Consider the following 23,945-nt stretch of genomic DNA (forward strand, 5'->3'; position numbering starts at 1 on the left):
CCAACCTTTCCTTTATCCGCAGGTGTCCCATGCCCCAGATTTCCAACCATATGCCGACCGCAGAATTGCAGGCGCTGGACGCCGCGCATCACATGCATCCTTTCACCACCAATGACGAGCTGACGCAGAAGGGCGCGCGCATCATCACCCGCGCCGATGGCGTCTGGCTGACCGATAGCGACGGCAACCGCATCCTTGACGGGATGGCGGGGCTTTGGTGCATGAATATCGGCTATGGCCGCAGCGAACTGGCCGATGCTGCCGCGCGCCAGATGCGGGAATTGCCCTATTACAACACGTTCTTTCAGACGACGCATGTGCCGGCCATCGCGCTGGCGCAGCGGCTGGCGGATCTCGCGCCGGGGGATCTGAACCACGTCTTTTTTGCCGGATCGGGGTCCGAGGCCAACGATACCAATATCCGCATGGCGCGAACCTATTGGCAGATCAAAGGTCAGCCGCAGAAGAATATCATCATTTCGCGCTGGAACGGCTATCACGGGTCATCCGTCGGGTCGGGCAGCCTTGGCGGGATGAAGGGCATGCACGCGCAGGGTGGCTTGCCGATTCCGGACATTCACCACATCAACCAGCCCGACTGGTGGTCCGAGGGTGGCGCGCAAAGCCCCGAAGAGTTCGGCCTCGCCCGCGCACGCGAGCTGGAACAAACCATCGAAACGCTGGGCGCCGACCGGGTTGCCGCCTTTATCGCCGAACCGGTGCAGGGCGCGGGCGGCGTCATCATCCCGCCCGCGACTTACTGGCCCGAGATTCAGCGCATCTGTGACGACCATGACATCCTGCTGATCGCGGATGAGGTGATCTGCGGATTTGGTCGCACCGGCAACTGGTTCGGCTCGCAAACCGCCGGATGGCGGCCGCATATCATGACCATCGCCAAGGGGCTGTCCTCTGGCTATCAACCGATCGGCGGGTCGATTGTCTGTGACGAGGTTGCGTCTGTCATTGGCCGCGAAGAGTTCAACCACGGCTACACCTATTCCGGCCATCCTGTCGCCGCGGCAGTCGCGTTGGAGAATCTGCGCATCCTTGATGAGGAAGGCATCGTCACCCGCGTGGCCGAGGACATCGGCCCCCATCTGCGCGCTGCCTGGGAATCACTGGCCGACCATCCATTGGTGGGCGAGGCGAAGATCATCGGCATGATGGCCTCTATCGCGCTGACACCGGACAAATCCGCCCGTGCGCCCTTTGCCGCCGAGGCCGGAACGGTGGGCTATATCTGCCGCGAACGGTGCTTTGCCAACAATCTGGTGATGCGCCATGTCGGGGACCGGATGATCATCTCGCCGCCGCTGGTGATCTCGAAAGAGGAAATCGACACGCTGGTGGACCGCGCGCGCAAGTCGCTGGGTGAAACCCATGCGGCGCTGAAGGATCAGGGGCTGATGAAGGCAGGCACCCGAGACTGAGCCTCGCAACGACAACGGCCCGCAGATTTGCGGGCCGATTCGTGGCGTCGTGAAATGTCGTGGCGGTCCTAAAGGCGGCTGTCGCGCCCGCGCAACTGGCGCGCACGGGTCAGGATGGCATCCTCTACCGCGCGCACGGTGGATGCGCTGGCCGGACCGGACCGCGTCATCAGCGCCACGTTCAGCGACCGCGCATCAAGTGCGGGATCGCTGACATAGATCGTCGCGCGATAGGCACGCCCGCCACCCGGCGGTGTGCCATACCCCGTTGAGATCACCCCGGTGAACGGATCGACCGATTGCACCGGCAGGAAGTTCAGCACCTCCAGCGAGGCATTCCAGATGTATTTGTTGACTGCCCCAACCTGACCCACATCGTCACGGCCCCTGAAAATATCCCAGATGGTCGAGCGTGGCCGCCCGCGATCCCCATAGATGTTCTGATCCAGGATCTCATCTGCCGGAGGCGTGTCGACAGTGGTGCGGCTGCCAGATCGGCTGCACGCGCTTGTCATAACAAGCGTGGCGATAAGGCCGATGGCCAGTCCGTAGCGCGTGAATGCCATATAGTGTGCTCCTGCCCGCGTGGCGTCTTGTACCTTTCCATACCTGCCGCCGCCCGTCACGACAAGGCGCAGATTGTTTATAAGGCGGGGGGGCTTGGACGGCCTTTGCCGAGCCGGACCGACGGTCGGTGCAATTCTTGTGACAAAAGCGCATCACTGACACGCTTGTTGGTACTGCCCCAGCCGGATGTCTTGCAAACAAGCGCCCGTCGGGAGCATAGATCATCCATCGAGACCGGAAAGCCGGTTTGATGCGTGCCTTTCGAACACATGAGGGAAAACTATGAAATCTATTCTTTTCGCTACCACGGCACTGGTCGCAACTGCCGGCATCGCCGCTGCAGACGTCAACCTGACCGGTTCCGCTGAAATGGGCATCATGGGCGGCGACGGTATCGCTGACCAGTTCCACACAGATATCGACGTGACTTTCGGCATGTCCGGCGAAGCAGACAACGGTCTGTCCTTCGGTGCATCCGTTGATCTGGACGAAGAAATCGGCGACAACAACGCCACAACTGGTGGTGCCGAATCCGGCGCAACTCGTGACGACACCGCCCACGGCGGCGCGACAATGTTTGTTGCATATGGCGGCGCCAAGCTGACCATGGGCGACACCGACGGTGCGTTCGACGCAGCAATGAACGAAGCCATCATCGGCGACTCGCTGGGCGACAACCACGAGCACGGCGGCTATAACGGCAACTCCGGCCTCGACGGCATGTATGACGGCCAGATCGCACGTTTCGATTACAGCTTCGACGCCTTCACCGGTTACCTGTCGGCCGAAGTCGACGATTCCGGCAACAACGATCCTGTCTGGGGTCTGGGTGTCAAGTATTCGGGTGAGCTTGCTGGCCTGACACTGGGTGTTGGTCTTGGTTACCAGACCACAGACGAAGACAACCCTGCTGACGAAGTTTGGGGTATCAGCCTCGACACCACATTCGCCAACGGCATCGTTGCCATCGCCAACTACTCGTCGATGAACTTCACAGCACCTGGCGCGAAAGACATGGAGCACTGGGGTGTTGCGTTCGGCTACACAATGAACGCTCTGACCGTTGCTGTGAACTACGGTGAGTTCGACAACGTCGCTGGCGTTGACGGCGACACATCCAAAGGCTGGGGCCTGATCGCCAACTACGACCTGGGCGGCGGTATCGAAGCTCAGTTCGGCTATGGTGACTCCGAAGCCGAAATCGGTGGCGTTGACTTCGACGCAGACACCTACTCGCTGGGTCTGGCAATGAGCTTCTAAGCTCAAGCCAATCTTGGTTACGGAAAGAGCGGGCCTTGGTGCCCGCTCTTTTCTTTTGTGTCGCAGCGCAGTAGCACATGGGCCAGCAAAAGAGGCCCCGATGTTCCCGATCAACCGCGCGCAGATTTCCGAACAGTACAAGCGGGCCAAGCAGTTTCACGCGGCCGGGCGGTTGGCAGAGGCCAAGGCGCTGTACCAGTCCTTGCGCGCAGCCGCGCCGAAGATGGCGGAACTGCCGTTTCAACTGGCCCGGATCGCCGAAGCGGCGGGCAGTCATGCACAAGCCGTGACCCTGTATGCCCAGGCCGATGCGCTGAAACCGGGTGAGCCGATGATCCTGCAAGCGCTGGCACAGACCAGTCAGGCAGCGGGCCACCGGGCCGCTGCGCTGTCAGCGCTGGACAGGCTGATCGCGCTGACCCCCAAAGCGGTAAAGCCGCAGGCCGAAAAGGCCGCCTATCTGCAACGCCTGGGGGAATTCGACGCGGCAGAGAAAATCTATCGCCGCCTGCTGAAAGCGCATCCGCTGGATGGCGAACTGTACCGCGTGTTCCTTGGCACCAAAAAGCTGACCCGTGGCGACACGCTGCTGCGGGATATGCAAAAAGCGTGGAAACATGCTGGCCAAAGCGACGAAAGCCGGATGCATCTGGGCTTTGCCTTGGGCAAGGCGCTGTCAGAGGCAGGCGAGCCCGACAGAGTTTTCGGCTATCTGGACGCAGCCAACGCGCTGCAACGCAAGTATTTTCCCTACAGCCCCGCCGAATATACCAAAGACGTCGATGCGTTGCTGTCTGCGCAGGACGGGGCGGATCTGTCAGCGCCGGAGGGCACATCGACCTTGCGGCCGATTTTCGTGATCGGCATGCCGCGCTCTGGCACAACACTGGTCGAACAGATCATCGCCAGCCATTCGGATGTGATCGCAGGGGGCGAGCTGACGCTGTTCCCACGTCTGGCCTTTCAGGCGTTCGGCGGTCCGCGCGACATGACCCCGCTGCGCGACATCGCGCCGGACAAACTGGCCGCGCTGGCCCGGACATATGCCGATGCGGTGACGCGCATGGTGGGCGTGGATCGTGGCATTGTCACCGACAAGTCGATCCAGCCCTATCTGGTGCTGGGTCTGCTGCGCCGCGCCCTTCCCGGCGCGCGGTTTGTCATCGTGCATCGTGATCCGCGTGATGCGGCGCTGTCGATCTACCGCAACTACTTTGAAAATGGCGTGCATCGCTATTCCAATTCGCTGCCGGACATCGCGCATTATGTGAAGACTTTTCACCGGGTGATCGCCTTCTGGCGCGACCGGATGCCGGGGGCGTTCCATGAGGTGCGATACGAGGATCTTGTCGCCGATCCAGAAACCCAGTCGCGCGCATTGATCGGTGCGGTCGGGCTGGACTGGCAGGATGCCTGCCTTGAGTTTCACAAACACGCGGGCGATATTCGCACGCTCAGCCTGCATCAGGTGCGCCAGCCGATCTACCAGACATCAGCGGCCGCCTGGAAACGCTACGAGGCCGAACTGGCCCCGTTCATCGACGCAATGAAGGAGCCGTGATGGGACTGTCGGAAATCAAGGAGCACATCGCCAAGGCCGAGGCGAATGCAGGACGAGAGGCCGGCTCGGTCAAGCTGATCGCCGTGTCCAAGGTACAGCCTGACGACCGGGTGCGCGCTGTGTTGGATGAAGGGCACCGTCTGTTTGGCGAGAACAAGGTGCAGGAAGCCGCGGGCAAATGGCCGGGGTTCCGTGAGGCGTTTGACGGTGTTCAGGTGCATCTGATCGGGCCGTTGCAAAGCAACAAGACCCGGCAGGCGATGGAGCTGTTCGAGGCGATCCATTCGGTCGACCGGCCCAAGCTGGCCAAAACGATCGCCCGGATCGCGCAGGAAATCGGGCGCTGCCCGGATCTGTTCCTTCAGGTCAACACCGGCGAAGAGCCGCAAAAGGCCGGTGTGCTGCCCGCCGACGCGGACGCGTTCATCGACGAGTGCCGCGGTCTGGATCTGCCGGTGCGTGGGTTGATGTGCATCCCGCCGGTTGACGAGGCACCGTCGCTGCATTTTTCATTGCTGGCGAAGATCGCCGCGCGCAACGGGCTTGATGGCCTGTCGATGGGGATGAGCGAGGATTTCGAGCAGGCAATCGCGTTGGGGGCAACCCATATCCGGGTCGGTTCGGCCATCTTTGGCGAACGTGTGCCGGGCTGACGGGACTTATCGCGCCCGAACGATCAGCCGGGTTGCTGGCGTGATCCGGCGTGCGATCTGCCACAGGTGGTCGGGCCGGAACGCAACGCAACCTTCTGTCGGATAACCGGGGCGACGCCATCTGTGCAGGAAAATCGCGGATCCGGCACCGGGTTTTGCATCCGGCCAGTTCCAATCGGTCAGCAGGATCAGGTCATAAAGCGGGTCGGCGCGGCGCAGGTTTTCGTGGCTGTGGGGATAAGGCGCACGCACGAGCCTGTTATACTCGGGCCGGTCCGGGTCATCGGACCAAAGATCGCCGGGCCGTATCGGACGCGCCCAGGGCGATGGCGGTGCAGTCCGGTCAGGACGATAGAGGATCCCGGTGATCCTGTGGGTGCCCACGGGTGTGGCCCCGTCACCTTCGCGCTTGTCCGCGCGGATGCCGCCACGGCCTATTGTGCAGGGCCACATCCTGCCGATGAAACGAACACCCTGCGGAGTCAGGACAAGATCGTTCGCGGTCAAAACAGATGCCCGGATTTTGTTGCCTTGGTTGCGAGGTAGGCTTCGTTATGTGCGGTTTTTCCGACCTGTAGCGGTACCCGTTCGGCCACATGGATGCCGTGCTTTTCCATTATTGCAATCTTCGCCGGGTTGTTGGTCAGCAGCCGGACAGAGGAAAACCCCAGCTTTTTCAGAATATCCGCGCCGATGCGAAAATCGCGTTCGTCATCCTCGAACCCCAGCCGGTGATTGGCCTCGACCGTGTCGAAACCCTGATCCTGAAGCGAATAGGCGCGCATCTTGTTGGCCAGACCAATGCCGCGCCCCTCCTGGTTGAGATACAGCAGAACACCCGCGCCGTTAGTGCCCATCTGGGCAAGGGCGGCGTGCAATTGCGGCCCGCAATCGCATTTCAGACTGCCCATCAGGTCGCCCGTGAAGCAGGCCGAGTGCAGACGCGCAAGCACAGGCGCATTGCGGGCGGGTTTGCCGATCTCCATCGCGTAATGTTCCTCGCCGCCATCTTCGGGGCGGAAGACATGCAGGCGGCCAGCCTCTGACACAGCGATCGGCAAGCGGGCGGCGACAACCTCTGACAAGGGGCTGAGGCTTTGCAGCAGCGGCGCGACGCTTGCGGCCTGAAGCCGTGTCAGCCCGTGCTGTTGCGCAAAGCCACCCGCGTCATCCAAGGACAGGACCAGCGCGGCCGGCAGCAACTGCGCGGATTTTATCAGCAACACAGCCAGCCGGTGGGGGCTGGCGTCGCCATCCCGGCGGGTCACAAGCGGCCCCTTCATCGGCTTGCGCAGATCATCCGCCGGATCGGCAAGTCCGCGCACCCAGCCCAGCGTCGCATTGTTCGGCAAAGCCACCCGCGCCACATCCCCGTCATAGGCACGCGCCTTGAGTGTGGCCGCACGTCGCCCCGTCAGCGCCAGATCAACCGGCCCCAGCGTTTGCGCAAAGGCCAGTCTTTCGGGTGTCAGCGTTTCGGTCGCCAGAATCAATGCGGGTGCCGGCCCGTCCATAACGACCGGCACGCCCATCCGCAGATCTGCGCGGGCGCGGGCCAACATCTCCTTTGGGTCGGGGGCGAAGGGCATGGGGGATCTCGATTGTTGCAATATGGCTTTGGCATGTAATGAATTTACCCCGGAATTGAAACATATTCGCGGACTTGGCCCTTCCTTTACACGAGGACGTGAGGCGGTTGCAGCAAATCTTGCCCTGCGCCGGGGCGGCACACATCTTGAAATCAGAACACGGAGGACGCCAAGTGGCACAACTCAAGAACATTTTGCTGGTCGATGATGACGAAGATCTGCGCGAGGCGCTGTCTGAACAACTTGTGATGACAGAGGATTTCGAGGTTTTCGAAGCCGGTAATGGCGCGGATGCGATGATCCGTGTCAAAGAGCAACTATATGATCTGATCGTGCTCGACGTGGGCCTTCCGGATACTGACGGGCGCGAGCTGTGCCGCCTGATGCGCAAGCAAGGCGTGAAGGCACCGATCCTGATGCTGACCGGCCATGACAGCGACTCTGACACCATCCTCGGGCTGGACGCGGGTGCCAATGACTACGTTTCCAAGCCATTCAAGTTTCCGGTGCTTCTGGCCCGTATTCGCGCCCAGTTGCGGCAGCACGAGCAATCCGAAGATGCGGTTTTCCAGCTTGGGCCGTATACGTTCAAACCGTCGATGAAGATGCTTATCACGGATGAAGACCGCAAGATCAGACTGACCGAGAAAGAGACCAATATCCTCAAGTTCCTCTACCGTTCCAACGATGGGGTGGTGGCGCGCGACACGTTGCTTCACGAAGTCTGGGGATATAATGCCGGCGTGACGACACACACGCTTGAGACACACATCTACCGGTTGCGCCAGAAAATCGAGCCGGAGCCCTCCAATGCGCGCCTTCTGGTGACTGAATCAGGCGGTTATAGATTGATTGCGTAGGGAAAAAGAGTATATTAATATCAGCCGTTGTGTCGGGTTCGACACAACCATAGAGAATAAGACCTCCCGTTGCATGTGCGGGTTATCGCATGCACCTCCCTGTTGGACTGACCCGGGCTTCGGCCTGGGTCTTTTTTGTTCGGGGGCATCGGCATTCACTGTTGTATCTTGTGGCGGAACCTACATGATTTGATAACGAATTTTGGTCGCCATTGGGCTGCGTAGAATGGACCATGCAAAGGCTATTGATAGGATCGTTGACGCGATCAAAGACGCTCCGGGTATTCGGGCACTGTTTCTGAGCGGCAGTTATGCGACCGGAATGGCTGACGCCTACAGCGATCTCGATTTTGTGCTGGTCGCCGATGAGGGGGCGACTGACGCTGTTGCCTCTGTCTGGCGGGATGCCATTGAAAAGACCGGAAATATTGTTTTGTGGTGGGATCGGATGACAGTCCCGGTGCTGATCAATGCCATCACCGAAGACTGGACGCGCACCGATGTCATCATCCTCAAGCCTGACCAGATGCGCGCGCATACCCAAAGCAATCTGAAGCCGCTTTTTGATCCCGGTCAGCTCTATGATGGGTTGCCCGAGACGGCGGCGAATACAGGTCCGGATCCGCGTAAAGTCAGATACCAGATCGAGGAGTTCATCCGCATTCTGGGCCTCTTGCATCTGGCGGAGGGTCGCCGCGAATATATCAACGGCGTGCTTGGGATCTTTCACTTGCGCAACCTCCTGGTCGATCTGCTGATCGCGGAAACCAACGCGCCGCATCGCGGCGGTGTGCTGCATCTCAACCGCCTGATCACCGATGAGCAGAAGGCGCTTTTGACATCATTGCCGCCGGCGATTCCAAACCGCGAGGCGATGATCGCGGGCCATCTGGCCTATGCGAAGGCCTATTTGCCGCGGGCGCGCAGATGGGCGCGGCACTTGGGCGTGGAATGGCCGGAACAGTTCGAAGCCGCCACCTGGGCGAAGCTGAATGAAACCTTGTCGATCAAGTGTCCCTACGATCCCGAGTGACGGGCGCAATCGGGCTTTGGGCCGGATGGGTCAGGTGGCCCCTTTGCGCAGGTGACACGGCGTGGCGCGCGGTAGACTGGCTTGCACCCCGGCGTTGATGCAGGCAAGGTCGCGCTTCCTGACCTGCCGCGATTGCCGCCCAAACCGGAGCTTGCCGATGACCTTCACCCTGGCCACATGGAACATCAACTCCGTCCGCCTGCGCGAACCCATCGTCTGCAAGCTGTTGGCGGAAGAAGCGCCGGACGTGCTGTGCCTGCAAGAGTGCAAAAGCCCGGTCGAGAAGATCCCGCTGGAGGGCTTTCGCGCCCTTGGATACGAGCATATCGTGGCGCGTGGGCAGAAGGGCTATAACGGCGTCGCGATCCTGTCGAAGCTGCCGATCGAAGATGTGGGCGGGCATGATTTTGTCGGGCTGGGCCATGCGCGCCATGTTTCGGCAAAGCTGGAAAACGGCGTGACGATCCACAACTTTTATGTGCCGGCCGGTGGCGACGTGCCGGACCGCGAGGTGAACCTGAAATTCGGCCAGAAGCTGGATTACCTCACCGAGATGCGCGACTGGTTCCACGGTGACCGCCCGGAAAAGTCGATCCTTGTGGGCGATCTGAACATCGCCCCGCGCGAAGATGATGTCTGGAGCCACAAGCAGCTTCTGAAGATCGTCAGCCATACACCGGTGGAGGTCGAACATCTGGCGCAGGCACAGGACGCGGGCAATTGGGTGGACATCACCCGGCAGGACATCCCCGAGGGTCAGCTTTACAGTTGGTGGTCCTACCGCGCCAAGGATTGGGATGCCGCCGACAAGGGCCGCCGACTGGATCACGTCTGGGCCACGTCCGACATTGCCAATGCCGGCCATTCCAGCCGTGTGCTGCGCCATGTGCGCGGGTGGGAAAAGCCCTCGGATCACGCGCCGGTCTTTGCCACTTTCGATCTGTGATCGCGCCGGGCGCGGGGCGCTGTTCGCAGGTAATGGCTCGGGTCAGGCTGCTCCGGACAGGGCGCGCCCCTTGCAACATGGGTCGGCATGGGCCATCTAGACCGCAACGCAAGCGATAGATATGGAACTTGGGAAATGATCGAACTTGGTGCCGCTCCGCAAGCTGATGCAACGCTGATCGAGGACGTGACCGAAGCCGACTTCATGGCAAAGGTTGTCGAGGCCAGCCAGACCACACCGGTGATCGTCGATTTCTGGGCACCTTGGTGTGGCCCCTGTAAAACGATGGGGCCGCAGCTGGAAGCCGCGGTGACAGCCGCCAAGGGTGCCGTGCGGATGGCCAAGGTCAATGTCGACGAGGCGCAGGGCATCGCCGGTCAGATGCGCATTCAGTCGATCCCCACAGTCTACGCGTTCTGGCAGGGTCAGCCCATTGACGGATTTCAGGGCGCGGTCGCTGAATCCGAAATCAAGGCATTTGTCGAACGTGTCGTGCAGGCAGGCGGCGGCGATGCGTCCGGAGGGCTGGACGAGGCGCTGACCGCCGCAGAGGAAATGCTGGAACAAGGCGCGGCTGCCGATGCCGCGCAGATATTCGGAGCAATTCTCGGCGAAGACCCCAACCACGCCGCGGCCTATGGCGGCATGGTCCGTTCGCATATCGCGGCGGGGGATCTGGAACAGGCAGAGGCCGTGCTGAACGGCGCGCCTGCCGAGATCAGCAAGGCACCGGAACTTGAGGCGGCCCATGCACAGCTTGAACTGGCGAAACAGGCCGAGAATGCTGGCTCGGTGTCGGAATTGCGCGCGCAGGTCGATGCAAACCCGGACGATCATCAGGCGCGGTTTGATCTCGCCCTGGCGTTGCACGCCAATGGCGATGCGGAAGCGGCGGTTGCCGAATTGCTGGACATTTTCCGCCGGGACCGCGAATGGAATGACGGCGCTGCCAAGACGCAACTCTTCACCATCTTCGAGGCACTGAAGCCCAACGATCCGGTTGTTTTGAACGGACGCCGCAAGCTGAGCTCGATGATATTTGCCTGATCGTGTCGCAACGCTAGTTTCAGCGACATGAGTTGCAAAGTCGATCTTCCGGACACCATTCCGATTTTTCCGCTTCCGGGCGCGCTTTTGCTGCCGCGTGCGAGATTGCCCCTGCACATCTTCGAGCCGCGTTACCTGCAAATGCTGGAAGATTCGCTCAAGACCCCGTCGCGGCTGATCGGGATGGTGCAACCGTTCGACACGCCAAACGGCGACGACGCGCTGCACAGTATTGGCTGCGCGGGGCGGGTGACGCAGTTTTCGGAAACAGAGGACGGGCGCTACATGGTCACGCTGGCGGGCGTGTCTCGCTACCGCATAAAGCGCGAGTTGGACGGGTTTTCCCCGTATCGTCGCTGTGAGGTGTCCTGGGACGGTTTCGAGCAGGACCGGACCGCCCATGCGGTGCCGGACGACACGTTTTGCCGCGACAGCTTTCTCAAAGTGTTGGGTCGGTATTTTGATACGCGGGACTTGTCCGCCGATTGGGACACGCTGGCCGAGGCCGATGACGAACTGCTGATCAACTCTTTGTCGATGCTGCTGGAATTTGCCCCCGAAGATAAACAGGCCCTTTTGGAAGCGCCCTCGCTGACCACGCGCCGCGAGACATTGGTAACGCTTCTGGAATATGCCCTGCGCGGCGGCGGAGAGGATCTGATGCAATGAATGCGACACCTGAATTTGATCGCCGGATGCTGGAGGCGCTGGTCTGTCCGCACACCCACGCCGTGCTGGTCTATGATCCGGACGCGCAAGAATTGATCTCCCGCAATGCCGGTCTTGCCTATCCGGTTCGCAACGGTATCCCGGTGATGTTGCTGGACGAAGCCCGCAAGCTGGACGATTAGGCCGGGGCGAGCGGTGTATCCGTCGCGTGTGCCGGGCGCATCTTCGTCAATTCAGGTCCGTTTACAAGGCGATTTGAGCAGATCTCATCTGCATCACCTGAAGGTGATTTTTGCTGTGACAGGGACTAAGCTAAGCTCTGCGCGAAAAGGAGGGCTGCCCGATGTATCGACCTATTATTTCTGCTCTTTTCGGCGCTCTCGCAGTCATCCTGACGGTTTGGTTGGGCCTTGGAGAGGTATTGGGCGCACATCCGTTCTGGGATGTGCAGGTGGCGCTGGTCGGTGCTCCGATCGGTGCGCTGATCGCGATGCTTCTGGGCTGGCTAGAACGCAGCGGTGCCGCCTTGTTGGCTGGGGTTGCAATCCTGATCGTGGGTCTTGTGATGGCAATACGCGGCAAGATGGCGTTTGCCGCCTCTTATGCCGAAGATCTGTTTTCCGGTGCGTTATGGTATTACGGTTGGATCACGATTTTCATCGGGGCTGCACTCGCGATAGCGGCGCTGTTCAGCCGCGCATCAGGTCTGGCAGGTCGCCCGTCAGCCCCGCCGCCTCTCGGATAAAGCCGCGGCGCAGGGCAGGGACGGACTGGACCGCCTTCATGCCCAGATCCCGGCCCGCACGCAGCAGCGGGTTGTCGTTTGAAAACAACCTGTTGAAGATGTCCGTGGCTCCGGCGAGCGTGGCTGTGTCGAAACGACGCCACTGCTGATACCGCGCCAGAACGTCGGATTGCGCGACGTCCTCACCACGCCGTTGCGCGTGGGTCAGCACATGCGCCAGCGCGGCCACGTCACGAAAGCCCGCGTTCAAGCCCTGGCCCGCAATCGGATGCACGCCATGCGCCGCATCGCCCACCAGTGCCAGCCGGTCAGCGACAAAGCTGTTCGCAAGGCTCAGCGACAGCGGGTAGGTAAACCGGTCCCCGGCAAGGCTGATTGCGCCCAGAAAATCCCCGAACCGGGGGCGCAGGGCGGTCAGATAATCCTCATCCGGCAGGGCGTTGATCCGGGCTGCGGCATCGTCGCTCTCGCTCCAGACGATCGAGGACCGGTTGCCTGTCAGCGGCAGGATCGCCAGCGGCCCAGAGGGCATGAAAAGCTGATGCGCGATGCCGTGATGCGGAAGGTCGTGGGCGATGGCGCAGACCAGCGCGGTTTGCCCGTAACGCCAACCGGTACGCCGGATGCCCGCGCGCCGGGCCGTCCCGCTTTGCCTGCCATCGGCGCCGATCAGGATGCGTCCGCGCAAGACCTCGCCGCCCTCCAGCGTCACCGAAACGCCCGTCGCATCGGTTTTCTGTCCGGCCACCCTGGTGTCGGGCAAGTGGCGGATCAGGTCCGTCGCTTCCATGGCCTGCATCAACGCGCGGCGCAGGTAGCGATCCTCGACCATGTAGCCCATCGGGCCTTCTTCAATCTCGGAATGGTCGAAATGCAGCCCGAGGAAGGCGGCACCTTCGCCCGCGCGCCCGTCGCTGACCTTGATCTCCAGCATCGGCTGGACATCATCCTTCAGCATGTCCCACAGCCCAAGCCGCGCCAGCATTCGTTGCGAGGCCAGCGCCAGAGCGTAGGATCGCCCGTCAAAGTCATGCGCCGTGGCCGTATCGACCGGCATCGCGTCGATGACGGTGGAGGACAGGCCGGCCTGCCCGGCAGCAAGCGCAAGTGCCGGGCCGTTCAGCCCGCCGCCCACGATGAGAAGATCGGATATAGCGTTCATGCCTGCCAATATGGCCGGCGGCGCGGGATTGTCCATGCGCCGCGCTGCCGCTACCCTCGCGGAGAAAAATCAGAGGAAGCAGACATGCAGCAATGGTCGGAACAAACTGCGGCGGAACTGGGGCGCGGCATCGGCGCGGGCGAGATTGATCCGATGGCACTGGCAGAGTTTTTTCTGGACCGCATTGCCGCGCATCCGCTGAAGGACCGGATCTATGCGCGGCTGACCCCGGATCGGGCGATGGCCGAGGCGGGTGCGGCGTCTGCCCGTGCCAAGGCAGGCCGACGCCTGTCGCCGCTGGATGGGGTGCCGTGCAGTTGGAAAGACCTGTTTGATACGGCAGGCGTGGCGACAGAGGCAGGCTCCAGATTGCTGGAAGGGCGGGTGCCCGACCGCGATGCAGAGGTGCTGCGCATTGCGACCGCGATGGGGTTGGTCTGTCTGGGCAAAACCCATCAGTCGGAATTGGCGTTTTCCGGCCTTGGGCTGAACCCCATGACGCAGACACCGCCTTGCGTGAATGACGAAAGCGCGGTGTCAGGCGGATCATCCTCGGGCGCCGCCACGTCTGTCGCCTTTGGGCTTGCCCCCTTGGCCATCGGGTCCGACACGGGCGGCTCCGTGCGTGTCCCTGCGGCGTGGAACGATCTTGTCGGGCTGAAGACCACCTCGGGGCGGCTGTCTCTGTCGGGCGCAGTGCCGCTTTGCACCCGTTTCGATACGGTCGGTCCGTTGACCCGCACGGTCGAGGATGCCGCACTGGCGCTGGCGGTGCTGGAGGGCAGGGGGCCTGCCGATCTGCGCGGTGCCTCGCTGAAGGGCGTCCGTCTTGCTGATCTGCGCACCATCGCCAGCGAGGATCTGCGCGACGCGCCCGCCGCCGCCTACCGCACCGCCGTCGAAAAATTGCAAGCCGCAGGCGCAGAGGTCGTCCAGATCGACGCGCCGGAAGTTGCCGAGGCAATGGCCGACACGCCCACGCTTTATGCTGGCGAGGCTTATGGCCATTGGCGTGACACGATCGAGGCGGCACCTGACAAGATGTTTGCCCGTATTCTGGACAGGTTTCGCGCCGGGGCAGAGGTCACGGGGTCCGAATTTGTCGCGGCCTGGCTTCGGCTGGAGGCGCATCGCGCGACATGGGCGGCGCGCACTGCCGGGTTTGATGCGGTCATCTGCGCCACCGCACCGAACCTGCCGCCGAATGTTGACCGGCTGATGAACGATCCGGATTACTATGTCTCCGAGAACCTGATGACATTGCGCAACACGCGAATCGGAAACCTGATGGGTGGCGCGGGTTTGACCCTGCCGACCGGCGTGCCAAGCTGCGGCATTCTCTTCATGGGCAAGGCTTACGGAGAGGAGCGTCTGTTGCGTCTGGGCAGCGCAGCGGAGGCCGTCTTGCGCTGATTGCCCCCGCGCGGCGCGCCAATAGCGCGTGATCCCTTGTCAAGGCCCTCAGGGCCGGTGGCAGAGCCGTCCACAGCCATTGCGCCCTTACTGCCACAGCGTTGATTTTCCCCCGGCTTTCTGTGGACGGCCCGCGGGGGCTTGGCTATTCTGGCACAAAGTGGGGCGTTAATGACCCCGCACCTTGAGGCAATTGAATATGTTTCCCGAGCGGTTCTCGAACCTTCCGGCCTACGCGTTTCCGCGCTTGCGGGCGCTTTTGGACCATCACGCGCCCGGTGGCGACGTGGTGCATATGACCATTGGCGAACCCAAGCACGACTTCCCGGCATGGGTTGCCCAGATCATCGCGGAAAATGCCGCCGAATTCCGGCGCTATCCTGCAAATGACGGCACGCCGGAACTGCTGGAAGCGATTGCGGGTTTCGTGGGGCGCCGCTACGGCGTGACGCTGGATGCTGCCAGTCAGGTGATGGCACTCAATGGTACACGCGAGGGGCTGTACAACGCCGCGATGGCGCTGTGCCCCGAAACGGTGCGCGGCAAGCGGCCCGTCGTTCTGATCCCCAACCCGTTTTATCAGGTCTACATGATCGCGGCGATTTCGGTGGGGGCAGAGCCGGTCTTTGTGCCTGCCACCGAAGCGACCGGCCACCTGCCGGACTATACACAGCTTGCGCCCGAGGTGCTGGACCGTGTGGCGCTGGCCTATGTCTGTTCGCCCTCCAATCCGCAGGGGGCTGTGGCGAGCGAGGCCTATTGGCGCGATTTGATCGCGCTGGCTGAAAAGCACGATTTTCGCATCATGGCCGACGAATGCTATTGCGAGATCTACCGCGATGCGCCGCCTTCCGGTGCGTTGCAGATCGCGCAAGCCATGGGTGCCGATCCGGAGCGCGTGGTGATCTTCCACTCGCTGTCCAAACGATCCAACCTGCCGGGGCTGCGGTCAGGCTTTGTTGCCGGTGGGCCGCAATGCATCGCCCGCATCCGTCAGTTGCGCGCCTATTCCGGGGCACCTTTGCCGCTGCCCATTCAGGCCGCCTCGGCCCGTGTTTGGGCAGATGACGCGCATGTTGTGGAGAACCGGACGCTCTACCAGGAGAAATACGCGCTTGCGGACGAGATCTTTGCGAATGTGCCCGGCTACGCAGGACCGGAGGCAGGGTTCTTTCTGTGGCTGCGTGTCGGCAATGGCGAAGAGGCGGCCCTGAAGGCGTGGACCCAGACCGGCGTCCGGGTTCTGCCGGGTGCCTATCTGGGCCGCGAAGTGGACGGGGTGAACCCCGCACATGAGTTTATCAGGGTCGCCATGGTGGCCCCAAAAGCAGAGATGCAGCGCGGGCTGATCCGGCTCCGTGACTGTCTGTACGATTGAGGCGAGGGAAAATGGCATATCAGGCACGGGGGCGTGATCCCCTTTTCGACAGCAACATGCAGGCGGCGATCGAAAAGCGCGGAAAAGAACTGATCGGCGTGCTGCTGGTCGTTCTGGGTTGCGCAGCGGCGGCGATGATTGCCAGCTACACGCCGGACGATCCCAGCTGGTTGTCGGCCACGGATGCCCCGGTGCAGAACTGGCTGGGGCGGCTGGGGGCCTCTGTCGCCGCGCCATTGTTCATGATCGTGGGCTGGGGCAGTTGGGGGCTGGCGCTGGTTCTGGTCACCTGGGGCGTGCGGTTTACGCTGCACAGGGGGGACGAGCGCGTATCGGCCCGCGTGATCTTTGCGCCGATCTGGATTGCACTGGCAGCGGTCTATGCCGCTGGTCAGAATATCGGCCCTGAATGGACCCACAGCTTTGGCCTAGGTGGCCTGTTCGGCGACATGATGATGGGCACATTGCTGAACATCCTGCCCGTCGGTGCGACCTTCGGTCTGAAGCTGGTGCAGCTCTTGCTGGGGGTGGGCCTTTTGGCACTGGGTGCCTTCGTGCTGGGCTTCACCATGCCAGAGCTGCGCAGTATCGGTCGTTTCCTGATAGTGGGAATCGTGATGACCTATGCAACGATCCTGACACTTCTTGGACGTGGGGCCGGTGCCTCGGTCCGTGCGGCTCAGGCGACACAGACTCGTCTTGCGGAACGTCGTGCCCGGAGCAAGGCAGAGGCTGCCGAGGCCGCTGAATGGGCCTATGCGCAGACCTCCGTTCCCGCGCCGGATTTCGATCCCGAAGAATCGGCAGAGAAATCCAGCTTCCTCGCGCGGATGCCTGCGCTCATCAAGCGTCCGCTTGACCAGATGCCGGAACCCGAACTGATCGAGACTGAATCCGATGCCGATGTGGGCGACGGGCCCAGCGATGACCGGATCAAGGCAAAGATCGCCGATGTCATCAAGGCGCGCGTGCGCCGAAATCCCGCCATGCAGGTCAAAAGCGCCGCACCGCTGACCAAGGGGCGCGGCCGCGGGCCGGATCCGTTGATCATCACGCCGCGGCCTGGTCTGCCGCCGGAACCGCCGCTGACCTCCGGCACGCCGCGCCTTCCGGTAGAACCTCCGTTGACCGGCACCGGCGCAGACGCTTCCGGGGCACCAGAGGCAACCTCCCCTTCCGCTGACATGCCAACCCCGCAGCAAACCGGTCGGATCATCACGCCACGTCGGCGTACAGATATACCCGCTGCGGCCCCCGAGCCGCAGCCTCTGCCGCAAGAGGATGCAGATTTTGACGAGGCGGAAATGCTGGACGATCACTACCAGTTCGAGCCACCAATGCAGACTCAACCGCTGCCCATTCCGGATGCAAAGAAAGTCGTGCAACAACCGGTGCGCAAGCCGATGCAGCCCTCGCGCCGCGCAAAGCAAGAGGCGCAACCCAGCCTGAAATTCGAGGACAATCCCGAAGAATACGAACTTCCGCCGCTCAACCTGCTGATGAGCCCCGACAAGATCCAGCGTCATGTTCTGGCCGACGAGGCGCTGGAGGAAAATGCCCGGATGCTGGAATCCGTGCTCGACGACTATGGCGTGAAGGGCGAAATCGTCTCGGTCCGTCCCGGCCCGGTCGTTACCATGTACGAACTGGAACCGGCCGCGGGCCTCAAGGCCAGCCGTGTGATCGGGCTGGCAGATGACATTGCGCGCAGCATGTCGGCCCTGTCGGCGCGCGTGTCCACCGTTCCGGGGCGCAGCGTGATCGGCATCGAATTGCCGAATGAGAACCGCGAGATGGTGTCCTTTCGCGAAATCCTGTCAACGCGCGACTATGGCGATGGCAATCACAAGCTGCCGCTGGCACTGGGCAAGGATATCGGCGGCGATCCCGTGGTGGCGAACTTGGCGAAGATGCCTCACTTGCTGATCGCCGGGACCACCGGCTCGGGTAAGTCGGTGGCGATCAACACCATGATCCTGTCACTGCTCTACAAGCTGACGCCGGACGAATGCCGCCTGATCATGATTGATCCCAAAATGCTGGAATTGTCGGTCTATGACGGCATCCCGCATCTGCTGTCCCCGGTTGTGACCGACCCGAAAAAAGCCGTGGTCGCGCTGAAATGGACCGTCGGCGAGATGGAAGAGCGCTATCGCAAGATGTCCAAGATGGGCGTGCGCAACATCGACGGCTATAATGGCCGTGTCGCCGAGGCGCTGTCCAAGGGCGAGATGTTTGAACGCACGGTCCAGACAGGCTTTGACGATGAAACCGGCGAGCCGATCTTCGAGACGGAAGAGATCGAACCCAAGAAAATGCCCTATATCGTCGTGATCGTCGACGAGATGGCCGACCTGATGATGGTCGCGGGCAAAGAGATCGAGGCCTGCATTCAGCGTCTGGCACAGATGGCGCGGGCGAGCGGAATTCATCTGATCATGGCCACGCAGCGCCCCTCCGTGGACGTCATCACCGGCACGATCAAGGCGAACTTCCCGACGCGGATTTCTTTTCAGGTCACGTCGAAAATCGACAGCCGCACCATTCTGGGCGAGATGGGGGCCGAGCAGCTTCTGGGTATGGGCGACATGCTTTACATGGCAGGCGGTGCCAGGATCACCCGCTGCCACGGGCCGTTCTGTTCGGATGAAGAGGTCGAGGAAATCGTCAATCACCTCAAGGCTTACGGCCCGCCAAGCTATATCGGCGGCGTGGTCGAAGGCCCGGATGATGAGAAGGCCGACAATATCAACGCTGTTCTGGGGCTCAATACCGGCGGCAACACCGATGGCGAGGACGCGCTATACGATCAGGCCGTGGGTATCGTGGTTCGGGACCGGAAATGTTCAACATCCTACATCCAGCGGAAACTGGCGATCGGCTATAACAAGGCCGCGCGTCTGGTCGAGCAGATGGAGGATCAGGGTGTCGTGTCTTCGGCCAACCATGTCGGCAAGCGTGAAATTCTGGTTCCGGAACAGGGCTGATACGGCTTCGGGCAACAAAAATCATTCGGCACGGCGCAGGGGCTTGGACGTTCCGACACTGCCTTGCCCTGTCGGATGAAACCGCGCCTGCCGGGGGCTGAATTATACGATATGCCCCCTCCCCTGCCGGAACCAACTGTCCGCTGACGGCGTTTTGATGCCTGCGGCGTCCGGCTCCCCTTGATATGCGGCGACGGCGAGGTGATATCTCTGACACACCGGCCGTTATCGCATATCACCGGGTTCGTGCCCTAGATACGCTGTACAGAAACGACGATTGAGGACGACATATGACCTTTCTTCGCACCTTGGCCGCGGCCAGTGCCGTTGCCTTTCTGGCGATGCCCGCAGCGGCGGAAAAGCTATCTCTGAATGCGATTTCCAATTACCTGAATGGTCTGACATCGGCCAAGGGGGCGTTCACCCAGATCAACGATGACGGTACGATCTCGACCGGTACGATCTATATCAAGCGGCCCGGAAAGGTGCGATTTGAATACAATCCGCCCGAACAGGCGCTGGTTTTGGCCTATGCCGGCGAGGTGGCGATTTTCGACAAAAAGACGGGCCAGGGGCCTGACCGCTACCCGCTGGCCCGCACCCCGCTCAGCATCATTCTGGATCGCAATGTCAATCTGGCACGCGCCAATATGGTGACGGGGCAGGGCTATGACGGCACTGCCACTACGGTGACAGCGCAGGATCCCGACCATCCAGAATACGGAAACATTCAGTTGAAATTCACCGGCCCCCCGGTGCAACTGCGTCAGTGGATCATCCGCGATGACAGCGGCAGCACCACGACGGTTGTTCTGGGAGATCTTGAAGAAGCCTCGGACCTGTCCAACCGGATCTTCGACATCAACGCCGAAGTCGCCAAGATGAGCCGCTAGGACAATCCCGCGGCACCGATCCGCCGCGGGAAGCCGCCGCCCGTCAGCGGGCGGCGCGGCAGTTGACCAGTTGCGCCTGATAGGTGTTCGAACGGCTGCCAACCTCGCTTGCGACCCGCACCAGCCACGCCTTGGAATTATAGCTGCCACGGGCAAAGCCGGTATGGCCTTCGTGATAGGCAAGATACTGGTTGCGCGCGTCCCAAAGCTGCACCCCATTCCGAGACCGGGTCTGGTTCATGTACCAACCCATGAAATCGGTGGCATCGCGGATATTGTCCCGCTTGGCGCTCATTTTGCCGTTGGCGCGACGATATTCATCCCAGGTCGCATCAAGTGCCTGTGAATACCCGTAGGCAGAACTTTGCCGGCCAATGGGAATCACCCCCAGCGAATAGCGCAGCGGGGTGCGGGCGTTGCCGACAAATTTGCTTTCCTGGTAGATTGTGGCCATCTGGACATGGACCGGAACACCCCAACGGCGTTCAGCGGCACGCATGGCGCGAATATATTTTGGGCGCTGGGTGAGGATTGAACAGGCGTTGTCCAGATCACGGGGCGCGGTATAGTTGCCGCCGCCGCAGGACGCGACCAAAATCAGTATCACCATCGCGCGAAGAGTTCTGCTCATCTGCCTCTCGCTTTTTTGTAGTATTTTGAGGGCATGTTAGCTGATCCGGGCGTCTGAGGAAATCACAATCCCGTCGGTCGTGCCGGGCAGATCAAAATTGTCGCCGCGCAAGCTTTGTCGCCAGAAGGGCGATTTTGACACAAACGTGACTGTAATGGAAAGGTTCACAGTCTGTTTCTATTGGATTCTCGGCCGATATTGGACATTGGGGGGGTGAACAGGGTAAGACTATCTTAAGGAAAACAGGGTTCCATGCATACGCAACGCGCCAAATACCATCTCGGGCAGGTCGTCCGTCATCGGAAGCATCCGTTTCGCGGTGTGGTTTTTGACGTCGATCCAGAGTTTTCCAATACCGAGGAATGGTATGAAGCCATCCCCGAAGACAGCCGCCCTGTAAAGGATCAGCCGTTTTATCACCTGTTGGCTGAAAACGATCAAAGTTTCTATGTGGCCTATGTGTCAGAGCAGAACCTTGTCGCGGATTATTCCGGTGACCCGGTCGATCACCCCGATATTTCCGATCTGTTCGGCGCTTTTCAGAACGGCAGCTACGAGCTTCATTTTCAGATGAACTGAGGCAGGTGTCAGCCGAGTGCGTTTAGGTGTCTGAGCGTTCGGCGAGACGAGATCACCCCGGTCACTCGACACGCCCCGCGATTGGCCTTGCGGTTCGTCATTGATTTTATGCGTTCCCCCCGCGCTTTACAGGGGGCACGGCCGTTGCCTGCCGGGGTCTTACCGTCGATTTCGGAAAGTACCTTGACGTCACGCACTGGTGGGGGCTGTAAACGCGTGACGCCAAGGGAAGCTATTTGCAGCTACCCTTTTGTTTTGTCCAATATTCCTGACCGAAATACGGAGCAAATCAGGCCTCTTTGGGGCATGATCCGTTTTGCTTCGCGTCAATGGTAATGGCCGGGTGCAGTCCAGGATGACCGGCACCGAACCGGATGCGCCGTGCCGTGACGGCATGTAGATCGGTGCGCTGACGATCTTCATCTGGCCGGATGTCTGGAAAAGCGCAGCACCAATTCGTTCCAGTTCTCCCGGTGACTATATGTGGCATCAATAATCAGGGAACGGATCAGAAACCAGCCAAAACCACCCTCGGGCAGATTGGCGATTTCATTCCCGATCGTGGCAGGTTTGCCTGCGGGCAGGCGCAACCCCGGCATCGGGGTTCCATCGTGACGGATGCTGATGCGAAAACTGTCCTCCAGCAACATGATGGATAGCAGAATTTGCCCGTTTTCCCTGTCTCGAAAAGAATGTTCAACGACGTTGTTCAACGCTTCTGCCATTGCCAGTTCAATATTGTTGGTGGCGGTCGGATTTTGTCCGGCATCGGCGACGGCCTGCGCGATACGCCCCAATGTCTTGCGCACGGCATCGGACGTACTTTGAAACGACAGGCTCAATAAGGATCGCGGGATCGAGTCGCACATCTTCGTCACTGCTTCCAATGCGTTGAAACTGCGGTGGCGTTCAGCTGTTACTTTGGGCCACGGCATCATCGACGGAGTCAAAAATGCCGAAGATTGTATCCATCCGGGTCAACCGAAAAACCTTGTCGACATTCGGCGTCAGGGCACACAGGTCCAGAGTGCGGCCGTCTTCTAGCTGTTTCATTGCGGCAACAATTGCGCCAAGCCCGCTTGAATCGATGAAATCCACATTGCGCAGGTTCAGGACAATGCGTGCGGGGCCGCCATCACTGACCTCTCGCATCCGGTCCTTGAACTGGATCGCCACGGCGGCATCAATGCGGGCTTCTTCTACGGTGATGATCTGCGTGGCACCAACACTGCTGCTTGACAGGTTCATGTCGTGTCTTCCTGCTTTGTTCCTTGTCAGGTGACACTAGATTCCATTCCTTACTATTCTGTATGCAGGTGTCAGTCACATCATTCATGGAGGATCGCATGCACGAAGTCGTCATTACGGGTGCCGCCCGCACGGCCATGGGCGGGTTTCAGGGCGCGTTTTCCGCCGTCAGCGCCGCTGACCTTGGTGGGGCTGCGCTGCGCGCCGCTTTGGGACAGTCCGGCGCAAGCACGGTGGACGAGATCCTCATGGGATGTGTGCTGCCCGCAGGGCAGGGGCAGGCCCCGGCGCGGCAGGCAGGGTTCGCGGCGGGTCTGGGCGAAGAGGTGCCTGCGACGACACTCAACAAGATGTGTGGCTCTGGCATGAAGGCGGCGATGCTGTGCTTTGACCAGATTGCCCTGGGGCAGTCGCAGGTCATGGCCGCCGGCGGGATGGAAAGCATGACGAACGCGCCCTACCTGCTGCCCAAGATGCGCGATGGGGCGCGGATCGGGCATCAGCAGGTCGTGGATCACATGTTTCTTGACGGGCTGGAAGACGCCTATGACAAGGGCCGCCTGATGGGCACGTTTGCCGAGGATTGCGCCGAGGCGTTTCAGTTCACCCGCGAGGGGCAGGATCAATACGCGCTGGCCTCTTTGTCGAACGCCTTGGATGCCGAACGCAGCGGGGCGTTCGACAAAGAGATCACGCCGGTCACGGTCCATGCCCGCACCGGTGAAGAGGTCATCACCAAGGACGAACAACCCGGCAAGGCCCGGCCTGAGAAGATCCCGCAACTGAAACCTGCCTTTCGCAAGGATGGCACGGTGACGGCGGCAAATTCCTCGTCAATTTCGGATGGGGCGGCGGCGCTGATTCTGGCGGACAGGGCCACGGCAGAGGCGCAGGATATGCCGATCCGCGCGCGCATCCTTGGCCATGCCAGTCATGCTCAGGCACCGGCCCTGTTCCCCACGGCCCCGGTGCCTGCCGCGAAGAAACTGATGGAGCGCTTGGGCTGGCGGGTGTCGGATGTAGACCTGTGGGAGGTGAACGAGGCGTTTGCCGTTGTTCCGATGGCCTTCATGCATGAATTGGGCTTGCCGCGCGATATTGTGAACGTCAACGGGGGGGCGTGCGCGTTGGGCCATCCGATCGGTGCCAGCGGAGCGCGGATCATGGTGACGCTGCTCAACGCACTGGAGACACGCGGTCTGAAGCGCGGCATCGCGGCGATTTGTATCGGGGGTGGCGAGGGCACGGCGATTGCCATCGAGCGTCCATAGCGGCGCTGCTTTCATCCTGC

General features: G+C 61.2%; 24 protein-coding genes. 17 read left to right on the top strand and 7 right to left on the bottom strand.

Annotation, left to right across the window (positions count from 1 at the left end):
* Positions 1 to 29: 29 nt before the first annotated feature.
* On the top strand, positions 30 to 1,433 hold the full coding sequence (locus DMZ65_RS05570) for an aspartate aminotransferase family protein (protein WP_116597908.1): 1,404 nt from the start codon (positions 30 to 32) through the stop codon (positions 1,431 to 1,433).
* A gap of 68 nt (positions 1,434 to 1,501) precedes the next feature.
* Here DMZ65_RS05570 and DMZ65_RS05575 read toward each other — a convergent pair whose 3' ends face one another.
* Positions 1,502 to 1,999, bottom strand: a complete 498-nt coding sequence (locus tag DMZ65_RS05575) for a DUF3576 domain-containing protein (protein WP_084350511.1) — start codon at positions 1,997 to 1,999, stop codon at positions 1,502 to 1,504.
* Between the two features lie 283 nt (positions 2,000 to 2,282).
* Here DMZ65_RS05575 and DMZ65_RS05580 point away from each other — a divergent pair, with 283 nt between their 5' ends.
* The 3 genes from DMZ65_RS05580 to DMZ65_RS05590 all read left to right on the top strand — a co-directional run bounded on the left by DMZ65_RS05580 (position 2,283) and on the right by DMZ65_RS05590 (position 5,474).
* A complete protein-coding gene (locus tag DMZ65_RS05580; RefSeq protein ID WP_116597909.1) occupies positions 2,283 to 3,260 on the top strand; it encodes a porin in 978 nt (325 codons plus the stop codon).
* Positions 3,261 to 3,360: 100 nt separating this feature from the next.
* On the top strand, positions 3,361 to 4,821 hold the full coding sequence (locus DMZ65_RS05585) for a tetratricopeptide repeat-containing sulfotransferase family protein (RefSeq protein WP_116597910.1): 1,461 nt from the start codon (positions 3,361 to 3,363) through the stop codon (positions 4,819 to 4,821).
* Entirely contained in the window at positions 4,821 to 5,474 is a 654-nt protein-coding gene (locus DMZ65_RS05590) for a YggS family pyridoxal phosphate-dependent enzyme (protein WP_116597911.1), read from the top strand. The genes DMZ65_RS05585 and DMZ65_RS05590 overlap by 1 nt, the downstream gene beginning before the upstream one ends.
* A gap of 6 nt (positions 5,475 to 5,480) precedes the next feature.
* Here DMZ65_RS05590 and DMZ65_RS05595 read toward each other — a convergent pair whose 3' ends face one another.
* Both DMZ65_RS05595 and ribA read right to left on the bottom strand, forming a co-directional pair.
* The gene (locus DMZ65_RS05595) at positions 5,481 to 5,981 is read right to left on the bottom strand and encodes a L,D-transpeptidase family protein (protein ID WP_116597912.1); all 501 of its coding nucleotides are present in this window, start codon (positions 5,979 to 5,981) and stop codon (positions 5,481 to 5,483) included.
* Complete coding sequence (ribA, locus tag DMZ65_RS05600; RefSeq protein WP_116597913.1) at positions 5,978 to 7,063, bottom strand: GTP cyclohydrolase II; 1,086 nt, start codon at positions 7,061 to 7,063, stop codon at positions 5,978 to 5,980. The genes DMZ65_RS05595 and ribA overlap by 4 nt, the downstream gene beginning before the upstream one ends.
* 173 nt (positions 7,064 to 7,236) lie before the next feature.
* On the opposite strand from ribA, the gene DMZ65_RS05605 reads away from it, so the two are divergent.
* From DMZ65_RS05605 to DMZ65_RS05635, 7 genes are all read left to right on the top strand, one after another.
* Positions 7,237 to 7,923 carry a response regulator transcription factor gene (locus DMZ65_RS05605; RefSeq protein ID WP_116597914.1) on the top strand — a complete coding sequence of 229 codons (687 nt, stop codon included), beginning with the start codon at positions 7,237 to 7,239 and terminating at the stop codon, positions 7,921 to 7,923.
* Positions 7,924 to 8,149: 226 nt separating this feature from the next.
* Entirely contained in the window at positions 8,150 to 8,956 is an 807-nt protein-coding gene (locus tag DMZ65_RS05610) for a nucleotidyltransferase family protein (protein ID WP_116597915.1), read from the top strand.
* 157 nt (positions 8,957 to 9,113) lie between these two features.
* On the top strand, positions 9,114 to 9,902 hold the full coding sequence (locus DMZ65_RS05615) for an exodeoxyribonuclease III (protein ID WP_116597916.1): 789 nt from the start codon (positions 9,114 to 9,116) through the stop codon (positions 9,900 to 9,902).
* Between the two features lie 135 nt (positions 9,903 to 10,037).
* Positions 10,038 to 10,949, top strand: a complete 912-nt coding sequence (locus DMZ65_RS05620; protein ID WP_116598143.1) for a thioredoxin family protein — start codon at positions 10,038 to 10,040, stop codon at positions 10,947 to 10,949.
* Between the two features lie 27 nt (positions 10,950 to 10,976).
* The gene (locus tag DMZ65_RS05625; protein ID WP_116597917.1) at positions 10,977 to 11,618 is read left to right on the top strand and encodes an LON peptidase substrate-binding domain-containing protein; all 642 of its coding nucleotides are present in this window, start codon (positions 10,977 to 10,979) and stop codon (positions 11,616 to 11,618) included.
* The gene (locus DMZ65_RS05630) at positions 11,615 to 11,800 is read left to right on the top strand and encodes a Trm112 family protein (protein WP_116597918.1); all 186 of its coding nucleotides are present in this window, start codon (positions 11,615 to 11,617) and stop codon (positions 11,798 to 11,800) included. Before DMZ65_RS05625 ends, DMZ65_RS05630 begins: the two co-directional genes overlap by 4 nt.
* A 161-nt stretch (positions 11,801 to 11,961) precedes the next feature.
* Positions 11,962 to 12,363: a hypothetical protein gene (locus tag DMZ65_RS05635; RefSeq protein ID WP_157960568.1), complete on the top strand. Its 402-nt coding sequence runs from the start codon at positions 11,962 to 11,964 to the stop codon at positions 12,361 to 12,363.
* On the opposite strand, the gene DMZ65_RS05640 is transcribed toward DMZ65_RS05635, so the two are convergent.
* Complete coding sequence (locus tag DMZ65_RS05640; RefSeq protein ID WP_116597920.1) at positions 12,308 to 13,561, bottom strand: UbiH/UbiF/VisC/COQ6 family ubiquinone biosynthesis hydroxylase; 1,254 nt, start codon at positions 13,559 to 13,561, stop codon at positions 12,308 to 12,310. The genes DMZ65_RS05635 and DMZ65_RS05640 overlap by 56 nt on opposite strands.
* Positions 13,562 to 13,609: 48 nt before the next feature.
* On the opposite strand from DMZ65_RS05640, the gene DMZ65_RS05645 reads away from it, so the two are divergent.
* From DMZ65_RS05645 to DMZ65_RS05660, 4 genes are all read left to right on the top strand, one after another.
* On the top strand, positions 13,610 to 14,938 hold the full coding sequence (locus tag DMZ65_RS05645; RefSeq protein WP_116597921.1) for an amidase: 1,329 nt from the start codon (positions 13,610 to 13,612) through the stop codon (positions 14,936 to 14,938).
* 199 nt (positions 14,939 to 15,137) lie between these two features.
* Positions 15,138 to 16,316: an aminotransferase class I/II-fold pyridoxal phosphate-dependent enzyme gene (locus tag DMZ65_RS05650; RefSeq protein ID WP_116597922.1), complete on the top strand. Its 1,179-nt coding sequence runs from the start codon at positions 15,138 to 15,140 to the stop codon at positions 16,314 to 16,316.
* Between the two features lie 11 nt (positions 16,317 to 16,327).
* A complete protein-coding gene (locus tag DMZ65_RS05655; RefSeq protein WP_116597923.1) occupies positions 16,328 to 19,303 on the top strand; it encodes a DNA translocase FtsK in 2,976 nt (991 codons plus the stop codon).
* Positions 19,304 to 19,593: 290 nt separating this feature from the next.
* Positions 19,594 to 20,196 (top strand): LolA family protein, encoded by a 603-nt coding sequence (locus tag DMZ65_RS05660; protein ID WP_116597924.1) that lies wholly within the window; start codon positions 19,594 to 19,596, stop codon positions 20,194 to 20,196.
* 43 nt (positions 20,197 to 20,239) lie between these two features.
* Here DMZ65_RS05660 and DMZ65_RS05665 read toward each other — a convergent pair whose 3' ends face one another.
* Complete coding sequence (locus tag DMZ65_RS05665; RefSeq protein WP_116597925.1) at positions 20,240 to 20,827, bottom strand: transglycosylase SLT domain-containing protein; 588 nt, start codon at positions 20,825 to 20,827, stop codon at positions 20,240 to 20,242.
* Between the two features lie 252 nt (positions 20,828 to 21,079).
* Here DMZ65_RS05665 and hspQ point away from each other — a divergent pair, with 252 nt between their 5' ends.
* A complete protein-coding gene (hspQ, locus tag DMZ65_RS05670) occupies positions 21,080 to 21,406 on the top strand; it encodes a heat shock protein HspQ (protein ID WP_116597926.1) in 327 nt (108 codons plus the stop codon).
* Positions 21,407 to 21,825: 419 nt separating this feature from the next.
* On the opposite strand, the gene DMZ65_RS05675 is transcribed toward hspQ, so the two are convergent.
* Positions 21,826 to 22,341, bottom strand: coding sequence for an ATP-binding protein (locus tag DMZ65_RS05675; RefSeq protein ID WP_157960569.1), 516 nt, complete (start codon positions 22,339 to 22,341; stop codon positions 21,826 to 21,828).
* Positions 22,316 to 22,654, bottom strand: coding sequence for an STAS domain-containing protein (locus tag DMZ65_RS05680; RefSeq protein ID WP_116597928.1), 339 nt, complete (start codon positions 22,652 to 22,654; stop codon positions 22,316 to 22,318). The genes DMZ65_RS05675 and DMZ65_RS05680 overlap by 26 nt, the downstream gene beginning before the upstream one ends.
* A 98-nt stretch (positions 22,655 to 22,752) precedes the next feature.
* Here DMZ65_RS05680 and DMZ65_RS05685 point away from each other — a divergent pair, with 98 nt between their 5' ends.
* Positions 22,753 to 23,925, top strand: coding sequence for a thiolase family protein (locus DMZ65_RS05685; protein WP_116598144.1), 1,173 nt, complete (start codon positions 22,753 to 22,755; stop codon positions 23,923 to 23,925).
* The last annotated feature ends 20 nt before the right edge of the window (positions 23,926 to 23,945 follow it).

Source organism: Primorskyibacter marinus, from assembly GCF_003313245.1.
In the GTDB taxonomy this organism is placed as follows: Bacteria; Pseudomonadota; Alphaproteobacteria; order Rhodobacterales; family Rhodobacteraceae; genus Primorskyibacter; species Primorskyibacter marinus.

Excerpts from the sequence above, each read along its gene's own strand:
- DMZ65_RS05570 (WP_116597908.1), top strand. The coding sequence starts at position 30 with ATGCCCCAGATTTCCAACCATATGCCGACCGCAGAATTGCAGGCGCTG.
- DMZ65_RS05575 (WP_084350511.1), bottom strand. The coding sequence starts at position 1,999 with ATGGCATTCACGCGCTACGGACTGGCCATCGGCCTTATCGCCACGCTT.
- DMZ65_RS05580 (WP_116597909.1), top strand. The coding sequence starts at position 2,283 with ATGAAATCTATTCTTTTCGCTACCACGGCACTGGTCGCAACTGCCGGC.
- DMZ65_RS05585 (WP_116597910.1), top strand. The coding sequence starts at position 3,361 with ATGTTCCCGATCAACCGCGCGCAGATTTCCGAACAGTACAAGCGGGCC.
- DMZ65_RS05590 (WP_116597911.1), top strand. The coding sequence starts at position 4,821 with ATGGGACTGTCGGAAATCAAGGAGCACATCGCCAAGGCCGAGGCGAAT.
- ribA (WP_116597913.1), bottom strand. The coding sequence starts at position 7,063 with ATGCCCTTCGCCCCCGACCCAAAGGAGATGTTGGCCCGCGCCCGCGCA.
- DMZ65_RS05610 (WP_116597915.1), top strand. The coding sequence starts at position 8,150 with ATGGACCATGCAAAGGCTATTGATAGGATCGTTGACGCGATCAAAGAC.
- DMZ65_RS05615 (WP_116597916.1), top strand. The coding sequence starts at position 9,114 with ATGACCTTCACCCTGGCCACATGGAACATCAACTCCGTCCGCCTGCGC.
- DMZ65_RS05620 (WP_116598143.1), top strand. The coding sequence starts at position 10,038 with ATGATCGAACTTGGTGCCGCTCCGCAAGCTGATGCAACGCTGATCGAG.
- DMZ65_RS05625 (WP_116597917.1), top strand. The coding sequence starts at position 10,977 with ATGAGTTGCAAAGTCGATCTTCCGGACACCATTCCGATTTTTCCGCTT.
- DMZ65_RS05630 (WP_116597918.1), top strand. The coding sequence starts at position 11,615 with ATGAATGCGACACCTGAATTTGATCGCCGGATGCTGGAGGCGCTGGTC.
- DMZ65_RS05635 (WP_157960568.1), top strand. The coding sequence starts at position 11,962 with ATGTATCGACCTATTATTTCTGCTCTTTTCGGCGCTCTCGCAGTCATC.
- DMZ65_RS05640 (WP_116597920.1), bottom strand. The coding sequence starts at position 13,561 with ATGGACAATCCCGCGCCGCCGGCCATATTGGCAGGCATGAACGCTATA.
- DMZ65_RS05645 (WP_116597921.1), top strand. The coding sequence starts at position 13,610 with ATGCAGCAATGGTCGGAACAAACTGCGGCGGAACTGGGGCGCGGCATC.
- DMZ65_RS05650 (WP_116597922.1), top strand. The coding sequence starts at position 15,138 with ATGTTTCCCGAGCGGTTCTCGAACCTTCCGGCCTACGCGTTTCCGCGC.
- DMZ65_RS05655 (WP_116597923.1), top strand. The coding sequence starts at position 16,328 with ATGGCATATCAGGCACGGGGGCGTGATCCCCTTTTCGACAGCAACATG.
- DMZ65_RS05660 (WP_116597924.1), top strand. The coding sequence starts at position 19,594 with ATGACCTTTCTTCGCACCTTGGCCGCGGCCAGTGCCGTTGCCTTTCTG.
- DMZ65_RS05665 (WP_116597925.1), bottom strand. The coding sequence starts at position 20,827 with ATGAGCAGAACTCTTCGCGCGATGGTGATACTGATTTTGGTCGCGTCC.
- hspQ (WP_116597926.1), top strand. The coding sequence starts at position 21,080 with ATGCATACGCAACGCGCCAAATACCATCTCGGGCAGGTCGTCCGTCAT.
- DMZ65_RS05675 (WP_157960569.1), bottom strand. The coding sequence starts at position 22,341 with ATGCCGTGGCCCAAAGTAACAGCTGAACGCCACCGCAGTTTCAACGCA.
- DMZ65_RS05680 (WP_116597928.1), bottom strand. The coding sequence starts at position 22,654 with ATGAACCTGTCAAGCAGCAGTGTTGGTGCCACGCAGATCATCACCGTA.
- DMZ65_RS05685 (WP_116598144.1), top strand. The coding sequence starts at position 22,753 with ATGCACGAAGTCGTCATTACGGGTGCCGCCCGCACGGCCATGGGCGGG.